Origin of the sequence: Lysinibacillus sp. NPDC093692, from assembly GCF_050280125.1 — a bacterium.
Taxonomy (GTDB): Bacteria; Bacillota; Bacilli; order Bacillales_A; family Planococcaceae; genus Lysinibacillus.
The window spans coordinates 1-18,878 of the sequence record NZ_JBNNUW010000033.1 but is presented as its reverse complement, the minus strand read 5'-3'; the positions used below and the strand labels follow the sequence as shown (position 1 = coordinate 18,878).

Below are 18,878 nucleotides of genomic sequence, written 5' to 3'. Positions count from 1 at the left end.
ATTTCAGCGGGTGTTTGGGCACACGCTGAAAGAAGTTATAAACGATCAACAGCATTGTTGATCGTTTAATTTATTACTTTCCTAATACATGTTCCGCTAATACACTTTGAATTTTATATATGTTAGTTGATTTATTAAAGCTTTTCTGTATTGGTAATTCATTACCTGAAACCCAAATTTTCAACTCTGCATCTAAATCAAATGTCCCTGCCGTTTCAACTGAAAAATGAAGAATACTTTTATATGGAATTGAATGGTATTGTGTCTTCTTTCCAGTCACTCCTTGTTTATCGATTAAGATAAGTCTTTTATCCGTAAAAATAAACGTGTCTCTTATAATTTTGTAAGCATTCTTAATTGTTTCATTAGGTGTTAATAAGCCTTTAACTTCTTCCTTTAACTTTTCTAGATTAACTTCACTTGCATTTCCTATTATCCCATCAAATATCCCCATCTTTACTCCCCCTCCAAATGTCCATCCTTCATTTAGAATATGAGAATATTTTTCCATAAATTCAACCCAACTCCTTAAACGATATTATTTATAACTGCGAATAAGTAGCAACCCCTAATTGACTAAACACTAAAATAGTGTAAAATTACACTAAACGATGTTTAGGTGGATAAATTGATCAAATGGTTTGTTTGTAGCTTAATTTTACTCGAAATAATAGGGGGATATCATTTTTCAAAACAAAGCCTATCACACAGCTCATCAAGGATTTGTGCGTAAAAATGATTATTGTTAATAAAGAAGGGTGACGTAAAATGAAGAAAAAAAAGATATATATTACAATTAGTATCCTAATTGCCGTTATTGTCATTGCTATTCCAACAGGTTTTATTTATGTACTAAGCAATGGTAATCCATATACAAAATACATCGCTAACAAATATGTTCCCAAATATTTAGAAGAGAAGGGATATACAGACGAAAAAATTGAAAAATCACATTATGTTGAGCCAAAGTACTTAATAAATAAAGACTTTTATCACGGACACTTTATGGTTATTTTTAAAGATGAGCCGAATACAGCCTATTATTATGGAATAACTAAAAAAGGAAAACAAGTTCAGCAGTTTTGTGAAAAAGACGTACTTTCAGCGGATGGTGTTACTGACATATTTGAGGATGAGACAAAATATAGTGAGAAAGAATGTAAAAATTCTTTAGATAATAGAGATTTATAATTATTTGTCCAAGTTGAGACCCCCCCTAGAAAGCCTAATTATGTAAGCGGAATTATTGAGTAACTAAGCGTTCTCAGTACATTTCTGTATTGAAAAGCTCTCAAGGTTGGGTCAATTAATGTAACAAAAGCCGAGCTCATCGTTTCATCAATATGTCTTGTGTAGTGACTGTAAGCTTTTGGCATGGCAATAAAAAAAGATAGAGCAGTTCACTCTATCTTTTTAAACACTTTAGGCTATGCACACCTAATCATATTTTGAAAGAATCTTTTTCATACTATCTTTATCATAATTTACATCTTTCAAATTGGAAGCACCAAATACTTCTTCCAAAGCTTTGAATATATCATTATAATCTTCTTCATTATAATTATAATTGCCCATTGTATCACGATGTAATTTAGCAATATCGTAGATAAGTGTTGCAGCATACAAGTTGCCTAATATTTTTCGTTCTTCTTCTGTCGCATCTTTATCAAACTTTTCATAATAGCTATTAAAAGCACTACCGAATTTTTCGTAATCATTTTGATCTAAATCATCATGAATTGTATCTTTCATGAAAAGAGCAAATTGTATTCCATGATTCCATATATCCTCACGCACATTTTCAGGTGCATCGCTTTTATTCCCACAAGCGCAAATAATAATAGTTGTAATAATTAGTATAATGCCTACAAAAATTTTCTTCATAAAAAACTAAACTCCTACTTATTCTGATTAATACTTTTTAAAATTAACATTGAGCAAGCAAATACCATACATACTAATGCTAATACAAAATAACTCGTTGTATATGTACCGTTGATAATGTAGTTATAAGCATCACCGCCAACATAAGCATTGATATTCTCTTTACTACTAAAATAGCTATCTTCATCAGCACTTTCATAAACAAACATCTTATAGAAGCCCATGCCAATTGATATAATAGCTCCTATGAAGCCAAGAACACTATATAATGTATATGGTGCTTTTGATTGCTTATTTAGTTTTTTGTTATCATTCTGCTCATTAAATCTTTCTTCAATCGGCTTGTATTCTGTTTCTTCCATCTTCTAAACTCCTTACAGTAAATTAAGACTATAGTCTATACATTAAATTTTACTATATTTATGTAAATAATGGTACCTTTTTTTACAAACTATAGTACTACTATATAGTCACAACCAAATGTTCAACTGCAACCCACTCCATCTGCAAGATGTATTGACACTGAGAACTAACCTTAGAGCAATCCACGCAACCGAAGTATGCGCCTAATCAATTATCGAATCATCTGAGGGCTGTTTGAGAAGGTGAAAACAGAAAAAGCACAGCAACTTAATGATGTGCCGTACAGATAAAATCCTACGACACCTTAATCTTTGTTTGCCAAACAGTACATAAATACATCGAAGCCTACTGAGTGAGTGTTAGAAACATTATAGAATGTACCTTCCATCTCTATTTTCCTCTAACCACCATCTGCTTTTATGTCCTGTATAACCCTCTTAAATGCCTTTAAAGGGCGCTTCAAGAAGAACATGTTAGGAATTAAAATCGATTGCGGTGAGCAGCTGAAAAATTTTATAACTTTATTCAATTCTGAGAATAGCGAAAGGATTGAGAAATCGATTCTTCTTTTTTATTGTTAATGAGAGATAAAAGAAATCAATAAATATCAAAAAAGCATAAGCTTTTTTTTGAACTGCCCCGTAAAAGTTAGACATCAATCTAACTTTTACTGGGGTTTTTTATGGGGAAAGTAAGTGTTGAACAACGTATTCAAGCGGTTCAACGATACTTAAATGGATATGAAACCATGATTGAAGTTGCGAAAGATATCGGAATGACAGTTCAAGTTGTCAGTGAATGGGCTCGCCGTTATCAAAAAAGTGGTGTAGAGACTTTCTTAAAGTCCTATACACAATATTATTGACTATAAAATGAATTAACGAGAAATGGGTAACAGACGTGATAGAGTTCCATTTATTTGGTGAGAAACGTTATTTATCACCCGTCCTTGATTTATGTAATGGCGAAATCATTGCATACACGGTAATGAATCGTCCGGTGTATAAACTGGTTCATGATATGTTAGAATAAGCATTGGAGCGCCTTCAATCAGGTAATCCAAGTCGTTCTTCATTCGGACCAAGGTTGGCGCTATCAAATGAAAAAGTACAACGAACATTAAAACAATATGGGATTACGCAAAGTATGTCCCGTAAGGGGAATTGTTTGGATAACGCAGTCATTGAAAATTTCTTTGGCTTATTAAACTCTGAACTCCTGTATCTACAAGAATTCGAATCCATGGCACATGTTGAACAGGAACTTAAGGACTATATTCACTATTACAATCACAAACGAATGAAGCAAAATTAAAAGACCTAAGCACGGTGGAGTACCGAACTCAGGTCGTAGAAGTTGCTTAACTAAATATGTCTAACTTTTTTGGGTCAGATCATCTACGCCTATGCTTTTTCAAAAATTAATGTGACATCGATATTCTTTTACAAGCTATTTTTGCCGCTGGAGTTCCAACACCAGCATCAAGTGCTGCATCTACTGAATCTCCCCAAGAACCACTGCTAGCCTTTATTTCGTTCCCAGCCGTAAAGACTCCCTCTTCTACAATTTGAACACAATCATAATAGTCTGGGTTAGGATTACTTTCAAGATACTGTGCAGCTAATTCGTCTGCTTTCTTTTGTATTGAAACTCGAGCTTGTTCAGCCAATGAACTAAAAACACTCTCAGCTTGCCCACCAAAGTGTACTATTCCGTCATTAATGTCTCGACCAGTACGATGTATATCTTCCATTTCAGATGACATATTTAGTCCTCCCAATCCTTAAAATTTGAACATTTTTTTAGTTCACAAATATTTTCTCCAATTGAGATTGTTCTTATCCATCAACAACTATCCTAAATAATCCTCAATTTCCACTAGAGTAATTTAACTCCACAACTACATATTCACTAATATTCCCCAAGTTGTGTATGCCTACCTGTTCAGTCATATATCGATTTCTTTAAACAGCAGTTTTTTGATATTTAATTACCCCTGCATAATTACCTTAAATCAGCATTTAAAATGACCCACAAAACAAATATGTACTAAAATTGTTTAATTATACTCATTGAAAATATTACTTATAATTTCAGAGTGATAAACAAGCTGTTTCTAGAACTTATCACTATTATTACCAAGAAAAATTTTCCATAATTTTATCAATTTCAGCACTGCATTAATCCCAATATATTTTAATGTAATGCTTGGTACTGAATCATTAAATAATATTTCAAGCGTAGCTACATCTTTATTCTTCTTGTAGTAATGGTAAACAAATGTTTATTTCATTTTATGAGCTCCAATATCATCAGGTCCTAGTACATCTGCAACCTTTTGAAGGGTTCTATATGCTTGAGTTGTTGAAATATGGCTGTAACCTTTACGTGTTGCAAACAGATAAACATCATTGTGCAAATTCATTGTATACGGTTCAATAGCTTCTCTTGTTACTTTAGGAAGCATGAATCGCTTTGACTTCACCGTCTTTTGTTCTGTGATAAGTAAATGTATTTGCTTTGTCATTGATCGGCATTTCATATTTGCCACGCTCAGATTTGCTTTACATTCTGAGGTGAATCAATTTCAAATCCATCAAACATCCATTTTGCGTATAGCTTTAATGTTTGTTCATAGAAATTCATTGTTTTTACAGCTAGTCCTTTTACCGAACAATCAAGCATAAAACGATCTATTTCAATGGCGAAATCAATCATAAAAAAACACATCCATGAACAGGAATGTTCCATAAATGAATGTGTTTCATAGTTTAATTCAATTAATTTACATTAGTTATCTGAACTCGTCGGTATAAATTCAATGAATTCTCTCTAAATAAGTCCTGTAATCCCTTGTGGTTCTAACTTAGCTCGCAATCATATCAATCCGAATCTTGTCAGCGATCATGGCAATGAATTCGCTACTTGTCTAAATTGAAGATTGAAATGTTTAATATCAATGTTTTCAAACACTTTATTTAACCAAAGTTTCATATATTTATCGGTCAATACTTGTAAATTTTTTGGTAGTCAAATTTACTTTCTTCTATTATATTGTTAGACGTGTGAAATTGCTAAAAAAAGGAGGGTATTCCCACTCTTTTTAAAGTTTATTTATTAAGTTACTCGTGATTTCCCAACACAAAATGTCATACATTACTTTTCTAAAATGATAAAAATTCCTTTTATAGTTTTAACGTTTGGAACGATTATTTCATGTATCGCCTTATTACCAAATCCTTTAACCTTCCGAGGCATTAATGCTTGTGGAAATAATATGTAACCACTCTCGTACAATCCGAAAATCCGTCCACCTAGGATCTTGATTTGATAATTTTGTCCTTTCTTCATCATATAAAAAACCTTTATAATTTTTAATTGCGAACAAATTCCCTCTAATTAAAGTTCTTAATCCAGAAGTACACAAAATTAAATGCTTATAATTCAACAATCTGTTCATTCAAATGAATTATAATCTCAGGAGCATGTTTGAAATATTTTATTTCTATTTGATGTAAGCCTCTTGTTTTAGTTTTTCTGAGTAAACTGTAAATTCATCTATCCACTCTCTTTGTCCATCAATATTCACTATTATGTAGTAATAATTTCATGATTCCTTTTTCTCATACAACCATAACAATAAACTTGTTTACTCAAATTTTTCATATCACACACCCCTATGTATTGCCCTGTATTACAACCCTATTTTACATTAAATTCGTGTAATTAGTACCATCAAATTAAAAAGACATGAACACATTATGTTGTAGTCCTCATAAAAGTAAAAAAAGACTACAGCAAAATACTGTAGTCCTTCCGCTATCTTACACAGTAGTTTTTTCAATCATATATGCCTATAAAGGGAAGGGATTGAAACGTTGGATATATATAAATATAAATATAAATATTATTATTACTATAAAGAACAGAACGAGAAAGAATGTTACAGTGATTAATAACCCTCAAAAGCTTTCACAACAGTCATATTCCTTTGTCCTCGTTCATAAATATTACTAGAAATCCTTGCCACATTTTTCATATCAACATTTCCATATAATCTTGCTAGATATACGCTGTCAAATGAATCTCTATCAAAATATAAATACCACGAATCAGAATATCCACCATCAACAGGTGTTAATTGACCAGAAAAGAATGTTCCTTCATTTGTATATCCATGATTGTAGTAATCACATAATTAATCATTACCATTCAAATAGAAATCTTCATCTAGATTATTTGATAAGTTAAATCGAACTTCTCAACCCTTTAATCTTAAATCATACTTTTCCATAAATTCTGGACAATGTATTCAGTAGCATATCTTTCAGAAGGAGGAACATCTTGACCTGTCCTATCTTCTTCTACATTTGTATTTTTCGCATCATTTTCCCCACCGTTAGCACAATACACAAGATATGCAGTTCCACCGGCAACTATAAACAATAGTGCCAAAATAGCTATTAAAAATATAGATTTCAACATAAAACTCCCCAAAATACAACATATTACTCAAATTAACCGTATTACACCAACTAGTTTTTTCTAATATTCATTCTATAACAATAGTACTGGTTAGTTACTATTGTTATAGAATTATGTGCGTGTGAAAATTGATATGGTATTAGTAGAAGAAACTCGATTGGGGTATCATTATCTAATCATCAAGCAATGGAAGTAACACATCTTCTGATTGCACCTTTAGTTCTATCAGTCCAACCTTCACAATCTCAGCATTAATCACTTTGTATGATCGCCCATGAATCACTATTGTACTATTCACTTGGAAGCCTTCTCGGTTTTTAGCGTTATCCTGCACATTGATAACAAGTGTCTTAGTAGCCGTTACAATGGAATCCTCATCAACTGTCATTTCCTTATAGCAAATCACAGCAGGTTCGGAACGGTCTACAACTGTTTCCGTTTTGTAGATTGGTCTACCCATAGCGTCAGTTCCTACCTTGATTTTTACTGTAGTAGTTGGCTCAATGATATAGTTGCAAAATTCCACTAAGGCTTTATATTTGAACCCTCTATGAGCTACTATATCACCTGTCACAAGGTAGTAACTACCGTTAATAGTAAAGTAATCGCCACGCTTAAACTCACTTACGGAATGGAAGTGAAATGTACTGTTCGTAGACAGCCTAGTATTTGTCACCAAGCCCTCTAAGGTACTTGGTGTAGCAGTCAACTCATTCTTCATGTAAGGTTGAACAAGTTCTGAGAATGTGTCTGTGAGCGTCTGTGCGTCAAATAATTTCATCTTGCCACCACCTACACATATAGCATGAACACATCTGCGTTACTATTTTCAGTTCTCATGGTTCTTACCTTAAAAGTTAATTGGTCAATACGCTTCATTAGGTTCTCGTGGAACTCACTGACTGTCATATCATCAATTTTAACGGCTTTCATCAGTGTTGGATTGTTAGCTACTGATTCAAGCATACTGAGAGCAGTAGAATAGATTGCCTTCTTGTCTGTCATAGACTGTGGATTGTATTCTAAATAAGCATCAAGACCGTTTTCAGCAAGATACACCATCAACTCATTCTGTTCAAGGTCAATACCTTTTGTTTCCAACTGTAAGCGCTGTAAATTATTCATTTTTAGTAATCACTCCAATTAATTTATTTTGCATAATATTCATCTTTAACTGCCGACAACCTTAGTTAGGTAAACTAAAAGTAGTCACAAACAACTGATACAACAAAATTGTTTAAGTTCGGCAGAAATACTTCTTTTATAAATTTTCTATACATTGTTGATATATCAAGGTTTCCACCAAAACATCAATAGACTATTGAAAATACAACATAAAAAAAGATATTATACATTAATATTTTTGTTGATTTTCCTCATTTGCTAACTGTAATAGACGTTCCTTTACCCCTTTAGGCAATGGCACACCAATCCTAGCTAAGTTTTCAGTGATAGATAAGCCTTCCATTCCGATATAGAAGTATATAGCCATTGTTCTAAAGACAGGAATACCTGACGCTGTAAGGACGTCTAATAGGTTCGCCAAGACTATCACAATCATAATAGTGGCTTTCTTTAAGAATCCGACAAAAGCAATCTTTGAGGATAGACGCTTTTGTACAAGTGACACAATTACACCTGTAACAATATCAATAACCATAAAAACTACTAGGACAGTCAATGATACATGCCACCCACCAATAAGGAAGGATAATGATGTTCCTGTTAAGGCTAGAATAGTGAATAAACTCATTTTCTCCATTGTTCATTCACCTCCAATACAACTGTTGTAACAGGCGTGAAAAATTGGACATAATCATTCCAACCCTCTACACCCGAAAAAACACTAATTTTCGCCAAAATAAAAATGCCTACACATAACGAAAATCTTTATGATTTCTATTAAATATAGACACCTATTTTATTCTGATTTTATCCATCTCTATGATACCTTTTCAGCAAGGTTACTAGAGCCACCAAGATTCTTGTGTTCTATTTGTTCAAATGGTTTCACATCTTGTATGCGATTCATTTCAAGCGTAACATCATTCACATACGGCGACTGCTCAAGGATTGTTTCAGTGCTTAAAGCACCCATTGCATGTTGCTTACTCATATTGTCAATAATCTCAGCGTGGTTAGAAGGTGTGTTGTATTGAAAGTTAAATTCAAGGGTCATAAAATCGTCTTCTAAAATATGAACCCCTTTGTATCTCAACAGCTCACAGACCTTCTCCCAACGCTCATAAAAGCCTTGCTTCAAGTATGTTTCATTTAATCCTGCTTTCGTATCTGCCAATGAGAACAGCAACTTAATACTAACCTCCGATAGATTGCTTACATCAGTTTTGTTCATGGATACAGCAGGCGTTGAACTTACATCTAATAATGCCTGTTGTAACGTCTTGTAGACTAATTCAAAAGACTTTGAATCTAATTGGTTTGATACCATTTTGAAGTCAGAACCATCATCAAGGTTTAAGCCTCCCCCAACAATATCAGTAGGCAATGAGTCTTTGAGTTGCTGACCAACTGCAACAGGGATAGGATTCATAAACTTATACATGCTATCAACATACTTAGATAATACATCTTCCATGTTATCCAATATCCCCATATAATCATCTAACTCTGAGCGACCTTCTGTATCACTAAATTCATTGTCAGTTTTATATAGGACAGGTAAGCCACTTAGATTAGCATACTGAGCAACTAGTTTTAATTCTCCACCTTCATTTGACCATTCTTGGACTAACTTATCGGTATAAATTGTGTAATAAGCAATACCATCAAAGACATAATGCTCAACAAAGGCAATCATTTCCCCATGATGGTTGAAAACAGGTGTTCCATCCTCCGCGTCAATAATTTTTGAATCAATTCTCCCTTTAGCATTAATGAAAAGATATTCAGCTACCTGACCAAACTTGATTAATTTGTTTAGAATAATAACATTCTTATCATCAAAGCGACCTAGCTTATTTACCTTCAAAAATTGCTCAACCATTTTCTCTACTCCAATGATATTGACACTGTTCTTCAACAGGTATTGCGTTTGGAAGTTCAAAATAGTCTTAGCCAACTGGATCACAATCTTGCGTGGCTCAATGAACTGACCATTGTACTTAAATGAATCACGCTGTAGTATCTTGTGCTGACCATCTAAATACTTTTTCTTACTAAACACTTCTTGCAAACGCTCTTGGTTGTCATAAGAGTTTATTTCCTCTAAGAACCAAGTGGGGTTACCCTTGTGCTTTACTTGTAAATATCTATCTAAATTCATCTTCTTTTTCCCTTTCTTATTCAAAATAAACCTTACCCTGAATGAGTATGGCTAAAAACTACTTTCTCTCGTACCAACCTTGCCAATGATATATTGATTCAATACTGTCACAATACTTTTTAAATGCTTCCATTTTGCTATTCTCCTATACATACCACTTATTTATCTTCATGCCTTGAATAGCCAATGCTGTTGAAATAACACTATCATCGTGGTGCAATTCACTATTCCCTCGCTTATTTCCTAAGCGACCATTTGTTTCAACAAACATCTGCATTTGCTGTAAGGTAGTCTTACATTCTATATTGATAAGCCCAAGCTCAAATTGTTCTTTCATATCACTTATCATTATCGCCTTTGTTTTCTCAGAAGTGATAAAGCCTATTTGCAATTTCTTCTTTCCTCGGTCATCGAAGGTTTTCATCTTATACATATTTAGATAGCCACGCTCTTTGCGTAAGCGTTCAATAACAGGTAAACCATATGAATTGCGTTCCACTGTCAAAAAAGCATAATTATAAAAAATCCCCAAGTCATAGATGACCTGAGCAAATTCATAGACTGGAATTTTATTATGGTAGAAACTTATGACTTGATGCCCTTCTGAATCAAATGCAGTAATTGTGGAGTAATCATTACCTGAGCCACTCGCTGTATCGACACCAAAATAATATTTTGTATTGCGTTTTGGAAATTCGAAAAGGTCTAGGCCCTTACCAATATATTTCCGAACGCTCTCAGGTACTTCTGACAACATCTCATTTTTAGGTAACGGCTCAATTGTATAAGAAAGCCTAGTTAAAACCTTATGTTGATCAAATACACTTCTACCTGTAGAAATAAAGGATTCAAAGGGATTTGAGGGGTACTCTTGCATAAACTGCTGTTCGTTTTCCATGTCCTGAACCTTCCATCTTCTCCACATTAATTGCCTTAAAGTTGCACCTGCTCTATAGAGAGCTACTTCATCTTCTTCTAAATTATCAGAAGCAAATCGCTTGCCACCATTGGTTGCTTTATACCAACGCTCTGCTTCATCATAGTCATGGGCAAATTGCTTTTTGTATAGCTTGTGGTAAAAAGGAATGAAATAAGGAACATACTTAGACTTACCTTTGAGGGCTTGCATATACAGGCGGTAGAAATGGTTGCTTGTACCATTGGAGGTTGTTTCAATTGTTAATTTACTCTCAGCCCCTTTTGCAAGGGATTGTTCAACCGAGAGTAGTTGCGTTTCCTGTGACGCATAGAAAGCAAACTCAGATAAATGAACATAGGTATATGTTGAACCACGTCCAATATCTTTGTTCCCTGCTGTAACACTTGATATTCTTGAACCATTAGTGAACAAAAGCTCGCTTCTGTTATCCCTGCGAACCTTTGGGAATATATTAGGGAATTTTTCTCTTGGAACAGTGTCATTCATTTGCTTCAACTTTTCAAAAAGCGCTTTTGCTGAATCACCCTTATAACTAACAATCAAGATGTTTTCGTTAGGCTTAGTTAATGCTCGCCATAATGCCCTAGCAAGCACAAATGTTGAAATACCTGCTTGCCTTGCTTTACCAATCACAACAAAGCGATTCTCTAGCATTAGATTTTCAATTTCTTGCTGTGCTTCATTGATTTCAAAATTAATGACCTGATTTTCGTTGTCTGTAATAAAAATAAAATTCTTAGCAAAAAGTGGGAACTCACTAAGAACTTTTTCAAGTTTATTTGATTTAGTTGCCATGTACTACATCACCAATTCATCATAAGCATTGCTTTCTTGTGGCTCGTAGACCCGAGTAAGCTTAAACTCTTTATTAAATGCTCTGACCTGCTTTTGAAGGTCTAATAAAAGCTTAATAGCCTTTTCATCCCCCTCAATGGCCCTTTCTGCTGTGACTTGATAAATTTGCTCTAAATCATTCGCCATGCGTGATTCAAGATACAAATTAGTCAACATCAAATACTCAGAAGATTTCTCCCACTTCTTCATGTGGTTCAATGTTTTCACATCTAACTTTAGACACAATGCTTCTTCTGAGAGTTCTTCTGTTCGATTAACATATAGGTCAAACTTCCATTTGAAGTATTCCCTTTTCTTGTATGGAACAGCTTCAAGTGCTTTGTAAATATCCATAAATATCAATCCTCTCTTTTAGTGATATTCAGAGTTCATTTCATCCCTGTTTTGGATGTAAAGTCTTGCATTTTCAATGTGTCTATCAACAATTTTAAACTCATTGCCATACTCATCTATTAAATAGTCTTGTTTTTTCAGTTTCTTAATGCGGTTTTCCCCCGCTCTCAAGACTCTTTTCTCAATGTCAGTTAAACCTACTTCTCTTTTTTGTTTTCGCAGGTCTAAAACAGCAACATAATCCTGTTCAATAGGGAATACATCTTCACCATTTTCATCTTTAAATTTGTTGAATCGCTGCTCTGTTTCCTTTAACTGTTCTACAGTCGAATGTTCTAGGTCTGTTTCTTCTTCAACTAATTTTTCAACATACTTTTTCTTAAATGAATGATGTGTAATTTCATCATTTTCAAAAGGCGTTGTTCTGTATTGGTTGGTATTTTGCTTCCCTGTATCGTTGTAATCACCAATATTTTTGTGAATTAGACCTGCCGCAATTGTTTTATTTACTGCTTGGATTGCTGTTGACTCTGAGCAATTTAAAATTATCGCCCAACGTGATTTAGAACAAGTAAATATACCATTTTCACTTTTAGACCATCTATAGGTAGCAAGATATACATACAATTGGCGGATGTCTGTAAGCTCATTGAACACATCAAATTTAAGTTGTGTATGGCTTATATCCTCAAATTCCACTAATTCAACAATAAGAATATCATTAGCATTAAACTCATCTACAAGCTCACCATCAATACTAGTAAATCTAATAACCTTTTTATCTCTCAAAGAAATAAGAGTATCTTTGATTACTTTAACTGCTCGCTTTTTGTTGCTTGCAAGCTCAATTTGTCCTTTGGCATGAAGCAATGAAACCGAAATATAAATATCTTCTCTAAAGTCCCTGCTTATTGACAGCAACGCATAGATAAATAATTCCTGCGGTGTTAGTTGAAACTCATTTCCATCTGAAATAAGTTGATTGTTAATCATTATAAATTCCATCATGTAAAAACTCCTGTGTGATTGTATTTTTGTTATAAAAAGAAGTCACCCTCTCGGTAACGACCTAGTTAATTTTCTTATATTTATCTAACGCTCGCTGTAGTTCATCAGTTTTGTGATAGACCGTATAAATCGCATTGTCCTTAATGCTTCTAGCTTTTATGATGTATGAAATTCCTTCTTCTTTCAAATAGATTGATAGTTTCTTTGTAAAGCAAAAGAAGAAGTCTTTTTCAGTTAAGTTTGTCATGTTATATACCCCTATCTGTCCATTTGAACACTTAGTTTTTCAGAATAAATTCTTTGTATTTCTGTACTTTATTTGCTTCCATAGCTACTTTGTTATTCTCATATTTTGAGAGCAAAGCTATCGAACAACCAATGTGCCTAGCAATATCAGTTAGTCTAATTTGCTTCTGTCTACGCATTAAGAACAACTCTATTTGTGTCATGGTCTTACTTACTTCCTTTCTTCTAGTTAAAAATTTTCATGAAATGAATTGAAAAAGACACTCCCATTTCTGAGAGTGTCTAAGGGATTATTTACCCTGTGTTAATACTGCAACTGCTTTCTTTGAACCAACCTTTAAAGTTGCTTCTGCAATTACTTGACCTTTCACTGAATCACCTGTTTTTGCAAGTGGTTCAAAGTGTGGCTCTCGCAAATATGCTAAATCAACATAAGCATCATTGAAGAACACAACTTTATCAGCAGGAACATGTTTTGATAACACAAATTTTACTGAACCATAATTAGTGTTGATTTCATCTACTAGTAAGCCAAATGATGTTGTCACATGGTTGTATGAGTAGTTATCCTTATATATAGCGTCAATTTTTTCTTTAATATCAGCATTGACAAAGGCATATACTTGACCTTCTGCTAAATCCTGATTCCAAAGATTACGCATAACTTGCTTAATTGCAATTTCATCAATCGGAGCTGTTACAGCATTAGAAGCATCAGCCATTTCAATTAGACCTGATAATTGGCGTTTGAACGGTGTTTTTGAACCATCCGCTCTAAGACCATTGATAAATTTCTTTTCCATGTTAACTTTTAACTCTAGTAATCGGTCAGCTACTTCCCCTGAGAACTGAGTTGATTGCATAGCTTCTGCTGTACCTGATACCTGAACACCCTTCTTGAAAATCTCAAGGATATTACTTAGCTCTGCCCTAGCAGATTCATAGAATACTGTTGTGTCTGCTCCTTCAACTGCTGAAATATCTTCATCATTAGATAGTGAGTTTTCTCGCCAAGTATACACAGTGCTAAGTGCTTTTTCAATATTGCCTTTCGCCATAAGTAATGATGTAAATGGCGTTGCTTGAACCCCAATTACTGCAATCTCATTTGCTAATGAAATGCGTTCTGATTCTGTAAATGATTGTGATGTAAACATTATAAAATTCCTTCTTCCTGTTAATTTGTTTTACTTAAATATTTTTTCGAACTTACTAGCAATCATGCCTTTAGCGTCACCATTTTGCTTATGAGCTGTATAATCATCTTGCTTAGCAACTTCTTTAGGCTTAAAGCCCATATCAAGTTTTACTTCATTTATTAACTCTGCTAGAGCATCAACTTTTTCTATTGGTGTTTTAGTAAGACTAAACTTCTCTACAAATTCCTTTGCAAAGCCAAACCCTCGTTCTTCAAGCTGTAACTGTAATCTTAAATTTTCTAATTCAATTTTTTCTTGTTCCAAACGCTCGGTTTCTTTTTGTAGCTCTTGTTTTTCATGTTCCAACGGATTTACACTTTGTCCCTGTTCAGTTACGTCAACTCCCTCAGTAACCTCAATAGAATTCATTTCAATTGCTTCTGCTGTTTGTAAATTCCCCATTAATAATTCTCCTTCTGATTTGGTATTTTCCATATTTACACAAACTAAAAAAAGCCAATAAGCAACTACTCATGGCTTAATTGTCCATCACTCCATATAAGTCCATAGAACGTCATATAGAGCGTTCTGAGTAAGCCACTCATAAATATCAGGAATGACTCATTGACGCTCACTAGACTTTACAGGTGGTGTTCCAAGCTGTCATTCACTCAATAGATGTTATGAACATGCTCAGTTAAAGATTTGAATAATGGCTAACAAAAAAAGGACTACAATTAGTAGCCCTCAAACAATGGCCCTGATTACGTTCAATAGTTACCATTTTTTTGATTATAATATTAAAATTATGCCAAGGCTCTATTGTAACCTCAACAAATTTAAGAGGAAAATTATCCTCTCACTATGAACAGTTTGTACGCAAAAAGTGTGACTTTTGAATTCAGGTCATCTCCAAGAGTCATACTTGTCTTGCACACGCTTTAATCTTTTTTTGAAGTTGCTTTCTTCCAGCATCATCAATCTAGCAAAGTTGCGTTTGTTGAAATCGATAATTTCCCCATTTTGATTAAATGTAAATACATTTGTCTGCTTGCTATCCAAAGCTCGTTGCAAGTGATCTAGCAACTCATTTGTAAATTCCTTTTGTCTTTCCGACAAATTTAAGAAATCAAACTTAAATATCCTACGAAAATTTGTTTGATTTTTGAGTAACTTCATATCATTTTGATTGATAAAATAACGCTCTCCATCAATGTTAAACTCTCTAGTACCTGTTGCTTTGGCAATCTCACGATAGATTTTTTTGTTAATACCATGATTGATATACTTTACAATCTCTTTGTCAGTTTTCATTGTATCGACCTTTTGGATAATTTCATTTAGCACCTTTTTTAAAGGCTCAACTGTCTCAGCAATCTTCTCTGCTTTTTCTTTTTTGACATATGGCAATACCCGTAATATGTCATTAAAGCACTCATCAAATTCTTCATGCTCTACTTGCTTCAACACTTTATCAGGTATCTTATCAAAATCATCAACGTAATAATACTCGCCAATCTGTGACAAATAGTAATAAATATAGTCCGCAGCTTTCATGTCATCATGCGATCTCTCAATATTTGACAGATACTTTTTGTATACATACTTTGCGTATCGTTGTTGTAGCGAATTGATATAGATTGCTATATAATCCTCTGCAACTTCTGCCTTTGCTTTTCGTTTCGGCTCCATGTAACTGTACATATGCTTTGTCACTAAATGAAAGGACAACTCATATTCAACCTTTGCGCCCATGGTTATCAACTCTGTTGTTAAGTCATATTTGCCTAATTTGTGTTGATCTATTTTTTGTTTAAAATCCATTAAATATGCTCCTTTTATTTTTCATAAATCACAGTTCTCTAGTCTTCATTATATATTGTTTTATTATTTACCAATGCTTTTTCCGAAAATAATTATCGAAATATATTATTACAAAAAATATTAGCAATACTTTTCACGCATAAAAAGACCCCTACAAAAATAGGTGCTTGCACTACTTCCAGGGTACTTATCCTAGTTATTAAATCACTGAAATAACAGCTATATCCGTCTGACTGAATCGTCTTTGCGGTCATGCAGTACATTGTTTGGAAATCTATAACATAGAACACAGTTCTACTAATGTGTTCAAATAATAAATATATCCATGAAAGTAAACTAAGGCGCAAGCCCGTCCATAGTTTTTTCTTTATCACTATTTATTTCTTTAAATAGTTTTTTTCTTTAAACTTGTCAGAATGTGTTCCAACTAAGCGTATATTTTAGACCCACTTATCTAAAAAATGTTCCGAATTGGCACATTTTATATAGGATAGGGTCTAAACACTGTACAAAATTAGCACAATATTTATATAACTGTATTTACATATTTATATTAATATTATTTACGCCCACCCTAACATGAAGCTGAGTGTGTATCAACATCTCGTCGAAAAAGTGCTGCCTTGATCTCAATAAATCTATAAATAGACTTAAAGGAACAAGACCTCATAGTTCCATGAACCTCTTTCCTAGCATCCTTATACTTCTGCCCCCAGTAGTTGCTGTAAGCCGTACGCTTATAAATACTTATCCCTTTATTGGCCAGGAATTCTAACTTTATAGTATATGATATGTTCTTCGTTGCCGTAGCCACTCAAAATTCGCTCCTGATCTTTAACGATGGCATTCAAAGCGAGACAAGGCACGCTTACATAGCGTAATAACGATAATTATTACATCGGCTATCGTACAAACCTGTCAAGTTTTAGTTTGAGCATATGTACTAGGCTTCCACGTTCGACTACGGAAAATAAGCACACTTATTTAGCCTAGACGTTGATTTTTTTCGAATAGGCTGTACAATAGCGTTACATAGGTGTGTATGCTATTGCTTTGCGGTAGTCATATTCAGTTAAAAGTCGTTAGTGTTCGCGCACTAACAGCTTTTTCCTACGCAATTTCTCACTTCGCCACTAGGACAAAAGGAGAACTCACTAAGCCTAATGCCTGTTTATACTCGCTTAGTCGAGTTTTCTAAACACTTTTTTTCTGTTCTTCATCTACATCAATCTTGACTGCTCCAAGCTTTTCACATCATTTAAGACCCTTTTCTGACCACCTTTAGATACAATTAGTGTCAACATTCCCCTGCGCTGTTGCAAATCATTGAACCCTTCAAAATTCTGCGGTACTGAAAAAAATCTTTGTAGTCTATCATTCTTATCTTCTCCTTTTTTTCCTCCTCTTGTTCCGTCCCCTAAAAGTCTAAATTATTTTGTAGACTGAAATTGTTATTTTCTATCTATCTCATTTTCAGTAAAATCTAGACAAGCTTTATTGTCGTTTCCACACTTCTATGACCTAAAATTTTACTCAATCTTACAAATTTCACCTTTCCTTCAATGATGTAATAAGTTATTTCGTATTAAACGTGGATGAACAGATAAACCCACACTTAAACCTTCCCTTCTTATTGATCTTCAAAATATTCACACCTACTATAGCTTGTTGGAAATAAAAATGGCGAATCTGAAATCTGTCTAGTTGCATCAACGTCTTAAATTACCTACCGTTTTATGCCCCAAAATACATAACATTGATGTCCATTCTTGGCATTTTTGACAAGAATAGAATTATTTTTAAATCTATATCCTCGGTCATTAAGGAACAACACTCATTAGCCTTAAGCCCCGTAGAATCCAAGTCCTGTACTCATAATATTTTGTAAGATTGAAAGCACCTAGTATTAATTTAGTTTCCTCAGGGGGAAGCAGTTGTTTCTACTTACGCTTTGGTTTAATCTGTTCTATTGTGTCAATCGGATTAACCGTTATTTCTCGTTCAGCTTTCAAAAAGTAAAATACTTTCATATTCTTTGAACAATTGGCTATGGTAGTATCTGGTTTTTGATAATCTTCCCTACGTTTAGGATAGTTATTGTTTAATACCTTGTCAGAAGAAGAAGCAGTGTCCTTTCCACGCTCTCTCAAGTATTTGATGTATTGTTGAATATAAGATGATTTTACCTTCCCTGCATCCTTAATTATGAAATCTCGCACTGTGTAATTTCTGAATAGCGTTAAAGTCTGTTCATAACTTTTCATGGTTTTTGGAGATATTTTGGAGAAAGATGTATAGCGTCACAACGAAACATACAGCAATCCAACATATAATGGTCAACTTCGATTAAAAACGGACATATAGACATAAAAAATACGCCCCCTCAAACAGTCGGCGTAAACTGTCTAAAAAGGCGTTATAATTTTCGCTAAATAAACGTTATCTAATTTAGATTTACCGGTCATTCTCCGGTAAGCCAATCGCTACAAACCTTGATATACCGTGACTAGCTCGC

General features: G+C 33.9%; 22 protein-coding genes and 1 pseudogene. 3 read left to right on the top strand and 20 right to left on the bottom strand.

Annotated features, from left to right (window positions below; all coding sequences use genetic code 11):
- Positions 1–73: 73 nt before the first annotated feature.
- The gene (locus ACQKN4_RS23175; protein WP_197141056.1) at positions 74–454 is read right to left on the bottom strand and encodes a PH domain-containing protein; all 381 of its coding nucleotides are present in this window, start codon (positions 452–454) and stop codon (positions 74–76) included.
- Between the two features lie 314 nt (positions 455–768).
- Between ACQKN4_RS23175 and ACQKN4_RS23170 the strand changes: the two genes are divergently transcribed.
- Positions 769–1,191 carry a DUF3139 domain-containing protein gene (locus ACQKN4_RS23170; RefSeq protein WP_079561772.1) on the top strand — a complete coding sequence of 141 codons (423 nt, stop codon included), beginning with the start codon at positions 769–771 and terminating at the stop codon, positions 1,189–1,191.
- A 246-nt stretch (positions 1,192–1,437) separates the two neighbouring features.
- On the opposite strand, the gene ACQKN4_RS23165 is transcribed toward ACQKN4_RS23170, so the two are convergent.
- Both ACQKN4_RS23165 and ACQKN4_RS23160 read right to left on the bottom strand, forming a co-directional pair.
- A complete protein-coding gene (locus ACQKN4_RS23165; RefSeq protein WP_079561773.1) occupies positions 1,438–1,884 on the bottom strand; it encodes a hypothetical protein in 447 nt (148 codons plus the stop codon).
- Between the two features lie 14 nt (positions 1,885–1,898).
- A complete protein-coding gene (locus ACQKN4_RS23160) occupies positions 1,899–2,246 on the bottom strand; it encodes a DUF4064 domain-containing protein (protein WP_079561774.1) in 348 nt (115 codons plus the stop codon).
- Between the two features lie 683 nt (positions 2,247–2,929).
- On the opposite strand from ACQKN4_RS23160, the gene ACQKN4_RS23155 reads away from it, so the two are divergent.
- Positions 2,930–3,112, top strand: a complete 183-nt coding sequence (locus ACQKN4_RS23155) for a helix-turn-helix domain-containing protein (RefSeq protein WP_427484926.1) — start codon at positions 2,930–2,932, stop codon at positions 3,110–3,112.
- Between the two features lie 14 nt (positions 3,113–3,126).
- Positions 3,127–3,611: pseudogene (locus ACQKN4_RS23150) on the top strand (IS3 family transposase); the annotation flags it as partial.
- Between the two features lie 56 nt (positions 3,612–3,667).
- On the opposite strand, the gene ACQKN4_RS23145 reads toward ACQKN4_RS23150, so the two are convergent.
- The 17 genes from ACQKN4_RS23145 to ACQKN4_RS23065 form a co-directional block, all read right to left on the bottom strand.
- Positions 3,668–4,012 (bottom strand): hypothetical protein, encoded by a 345-nt coding sequence (locus ACQKN4_RS23145; protein WP_427484925.1) that lies wholly within the window; start codon positions 4,010–4,012, stop codon positions 3,668–3,670.
- Positions 4,013–4,531: 519 nt separating this feature from the next.
- Entirely contained in the window at positions 4,532–4,774 is a 243-nt protein-coding gene (locus tag ACQKN4_RS23140; protein WP_427484924.1) for a hypothetical protein, read from the bottom strand.
- 26 nt (positions 4,775–4,800) lie between these two features.
- Positions 4,801–4,965, bottom strand: a complete 165-nt coding sequence (locus ACQKN4_RS23135) for a hypothetical protein (protein WP_427484923.1) — start codon at positions 4,963–4,965, stop codon at positions 4,801–4,803.
- 438 nt (positions 4,966–5,403) lie between these two features.
- Positions 5,404–5,601, bottom strand: a complete 198-nt coding sequence (locus tag ACQKN4_RS23130) for a hypothetical protein (protein WP_139376969.1) — start codon at positions 5,599–5,601, stop codon at positions 5,404–5,406.
- 921 nt (positions 5,602–6,522) lie between these two features.
- Complete coding sequence (locus tag ACQKN4_RS23125; RefSeq protein ID WP_079561779.1) at positions 6,523–6,732, bottom strand: hypothetical protein; 210 nt, start codon at positions 6,730–6,732, stop codon at positions 6,523–6,525.
- Between the two features lie 172 nt (positions 6,733–6,904).
- On the bottom strand, positions 6,905–7,513 hold the full coding sequence (locus ACQKN4_RS23120) for a hypothetical protein (RefSeq protein ID WP_427484922.1): 609 nt from the start codon (positions 7,511–7,513) through the stop codon (positions 6,905–6,907).
- An 11-nt stretch (positions 7,514–7,524) separates the two neighbouring features.
- Entirely contained in the window at positions 7,525–7,857 is a 333-nt protein-coding gene (locus ACQKN4_RS23115; protein WP_079561781.1) for a hypothetical protein, read from the bottom strand.
- A 229-nt stretch (positions 7,858–8,086) separates the two neighbouring features.
- Entirely contained in the window at positions 8,087–8,494 is a 408-nt protein-coding gene (locus ACQKN4_RS23110; protein WP_079561782.1) for a phage holin family protein, read from the bottom strand.
- A 180-nt stretch (positions 8,495–8,674) separates the two neighbouring features.
- A complete protein-coding gene (locus ACQKN4_RS23105; RefSeq protein WP_079561783.1) occupies positions 8,675–10,018 on the bottom strand; it encodes a phage portal protein in 1,344 nt (447 codons plus the stop codon).
- A 145-nt stretch (positions 10,019–10,163) separates the two neighbouring features.
- Positions 10,164–11,753, bottom strand: coding sequence for a terminase large subunit domain-containing protein (locus ACQKN4_RS23100; protein WP_079561784.1), 1,590 nt, complete (start codon positions 11,751–11,753; stop codon positions 10,164–10,166).
- Between the two features lie 3 nt (positions 11,754–11,756).
- On the bottom strand, positions 11,757–12,146 hold the full coding sequence (locus ACQKN4_RS23095) for a hypothetical protein (RefSeq protein ID WP_079561785.1): 390 nt from the start codon (positions 12,144–12,146) through the stop codon (positions 11,757–11,759).
- An 18-nt stretch (positions 12,147–12,164) separates the two neighbouring features.
- Positions 12,165–13,154, bottom strand: coding sequence for a hypothetical protein (locus ACQKN4_RS23090; protein ID WP_427484921.1), 990 nt, complete (start codon positions 13,152–13,154; stop codon positions 12,165–12,167).
- 61 nt (positions 13,155–13,215) lie between these two features.
- The gene (locus tag ACQKN4_RS23085) at positions 13,216–13,401 is read right to left on the bottom strand and encodes a DUF5659 domain-containing protein (protein WP_079561787.1); all 186 of its coding nucleotides are present in this window, start codon (positions 13,399–13,401) and stop codon (positions 13,216–13,218) included.
- Positions 13,402–13,690: 289 nt separating this feature from the next.
- Complete coding sequence (locus ACQKN4_RS23080; RefSeq protein WP_079561789.1) at positions 13,691–14,557, bottom strand: SU10 major capsid protein; 867 nt, start codon at positions 14,555–14,557, stop codon at positions 13,691–13,693.
- Between the two features lie 30 nt (positions 14,558–14,587).
- Positions 14,588–15,001, bottom strand: a complete 414-nt coding sequence (locus tag ACQKN4_RS23075; protein ID WP_079561790.1) for a hypothetical protein — start codon at positions 14,999–15,001, stop codon at positions 14,588–14,590.
- 444 nt (positions 15,002–15,445) lie between these two features.
- Positions 15,446–16,363 carry a hypothetical protein gene (locus ACQKN4_RS23070; RefSeq protein ID WP_079561791.1) on the bottom strand — a complete coding sequence of 306 codons (918 nt, stop codon included), beginning with the start codon at positions 16,361–16,363 and terminating at the stop codon, positions 15,446–15,448.
- 1,940 nt (positions 16,364–18,303) lie between these two features.
- Positions 18,304–18,513 (bottom strand): hypothetical protein, encoded by a 210-nt coding sequence (locus ACQKN4_RS23065; RefSeq protein WP_427484920.1) that lies wholly within the window; start codon positions 18,511–18,513, stop codon positions 18,304–18,306.
- Positions 18,514–18,878: the final 365 nt, after the last annotated feature.

Coding starts and splice junctions, on each gene's coding strand:
- ACQKN4_RS23175 (WP_197141056.1), bottom strand. CDS start 454: ATGGGGATATTTGATGGGATAATAGGAAATGCAAGTGAAGTTAATCTA.
- ACQKN4_RS23170 (WP_079561772.1), top strand. CDS start 769: ATGAAGAAAAAAAAGATATATATTACAATTAGTATCCTAATTGCCGTT.
- ACQKN4_RS23165 (WP_079561773.1), bottom strand. CDS start 1,884: ATGAAGAAAATTTTTGTAGGCATTATACTAATTATTACAACTATTATT.
- ACQKN4_RS23160 (WP_079561774.1), bottom strand. CDS start 2,246: ATGGAAGAAACAGAATACAAGCCGATTGAAGAAAGATTTAATGAGCAG.
- ACQKN4_RS23155 (WP_427484926.1), top strand. CDS start 2,930: ATGGGGAAAGTAAGTGTTGAACAACGTATTCAAGCGGTTCAACGATAC.
- ACQKN4_RS23145 (WP_427484925.1), bottom strand. CDS start 4,012: ATGTCATCTGAAATGGAAGATATACATCGTACTGGTCGAGACATTAAT.
- ACQKN4_RS23140 (WP_427484924.1), bottom strand. CDS start 4,774: ATGACAAAGCAAATACATTTACTTATCACAGAACAAAAGACGGTGAAG.
- ACQKN4_RS23135 (WP_427484923.1), bottom strand. CDS start 4,965: ATGATTGATTTCGCCATTGAAATAGATCGTTTTATGCTTGATTGTTCG.
- ACQKN4_RS23130 (WP_139376969.1), bottom strand. CDS start 5,601: ATGATGAAGAAAGGACAAAATTATCAAATCAAGATCCTAGGTGGACGG.
- ACQKN4_RS23125 (WP_079561779.1), bottom strand. CDS start 6,732: ATGTTGAAATCTATATTTTTAATAGCTATTTTGGCACTATTGTTTATA.
- ACQKN4_RS23120 (WP_427484922.1), bottom strand. CDS start 7,513: ATGAAATTATTTGACGCACAGACGCTCACAGACACATTCTCAGAACTT.
- ACQKN4_RS23115 (WP_079561781.1), bottom strand. CDS start 7,857: ATGAATAATTTACAGCGCTTACAGTTGGAAACAAAAGGTATTGACCTT.
- ACQKN4_RS23110 (WP_079561782.1), bottom strand. CDS start 8,494: ATGGAGAAAATGAGTTTATTCACTATTCTAGCCTTAACAGGAACATCA.
- ACQKN4_RS23105 (WP_079561783.1), bottom strand. CDS start 10,018: ATGAATTTAGATAGATATTTACAAGTAAAGCACAAGGGTAACCCCACT.
- ACQKN4_RS23100 (WP_079561784.1), bottom strand. CDS start 11,753: ATGGCAACTAAATCAAATAAACTTGAAAAAGTTCTTAGTGAGTTCCCA.
- ACQKN4_RS23095 (WP_079561785.1), bottom strand. CDS start 12,146: ATGGATATTTACAAAGCACTTGAAGCTGTTCCATACAAGAAAAGGGAA.
- ACQKN4_RS23090 (WP_427484921.1), bottom strand. CDS start 13,154: ATGATGGAATTTATAATGATTAACAATCAACTTATTTCAGATGGAAAT.
- ACQKN4_RS23085 (WP_079561787.1), bottom strand. CDS start 13,401: ATGACAAACTTAACTGAAAAAGACTTCTTCTTTTGCTTTACAAAGAAA.
- ACQKN4_RS23080 (WP_079561789.1), bottom strand. CDS start 14,557: ATGTTTACATCACAATCATTTACAGAATCAGAACGCATTTCATTAGCA.
- ACQKN4_RS23075 (WP_079561790.1), bottom strand. CDS start 15,001: ATGGGGAATTTACAAACAGCAGAAGCAATTGAAATGAATTCTATTGAG.
- ACQKN4_RS23070 (WP_079561791.1), bottom strand. CDS start 16,363: ATGGATTTTAAACAAAAAATAGATCAACACAAATTAGGCAAATATGAC.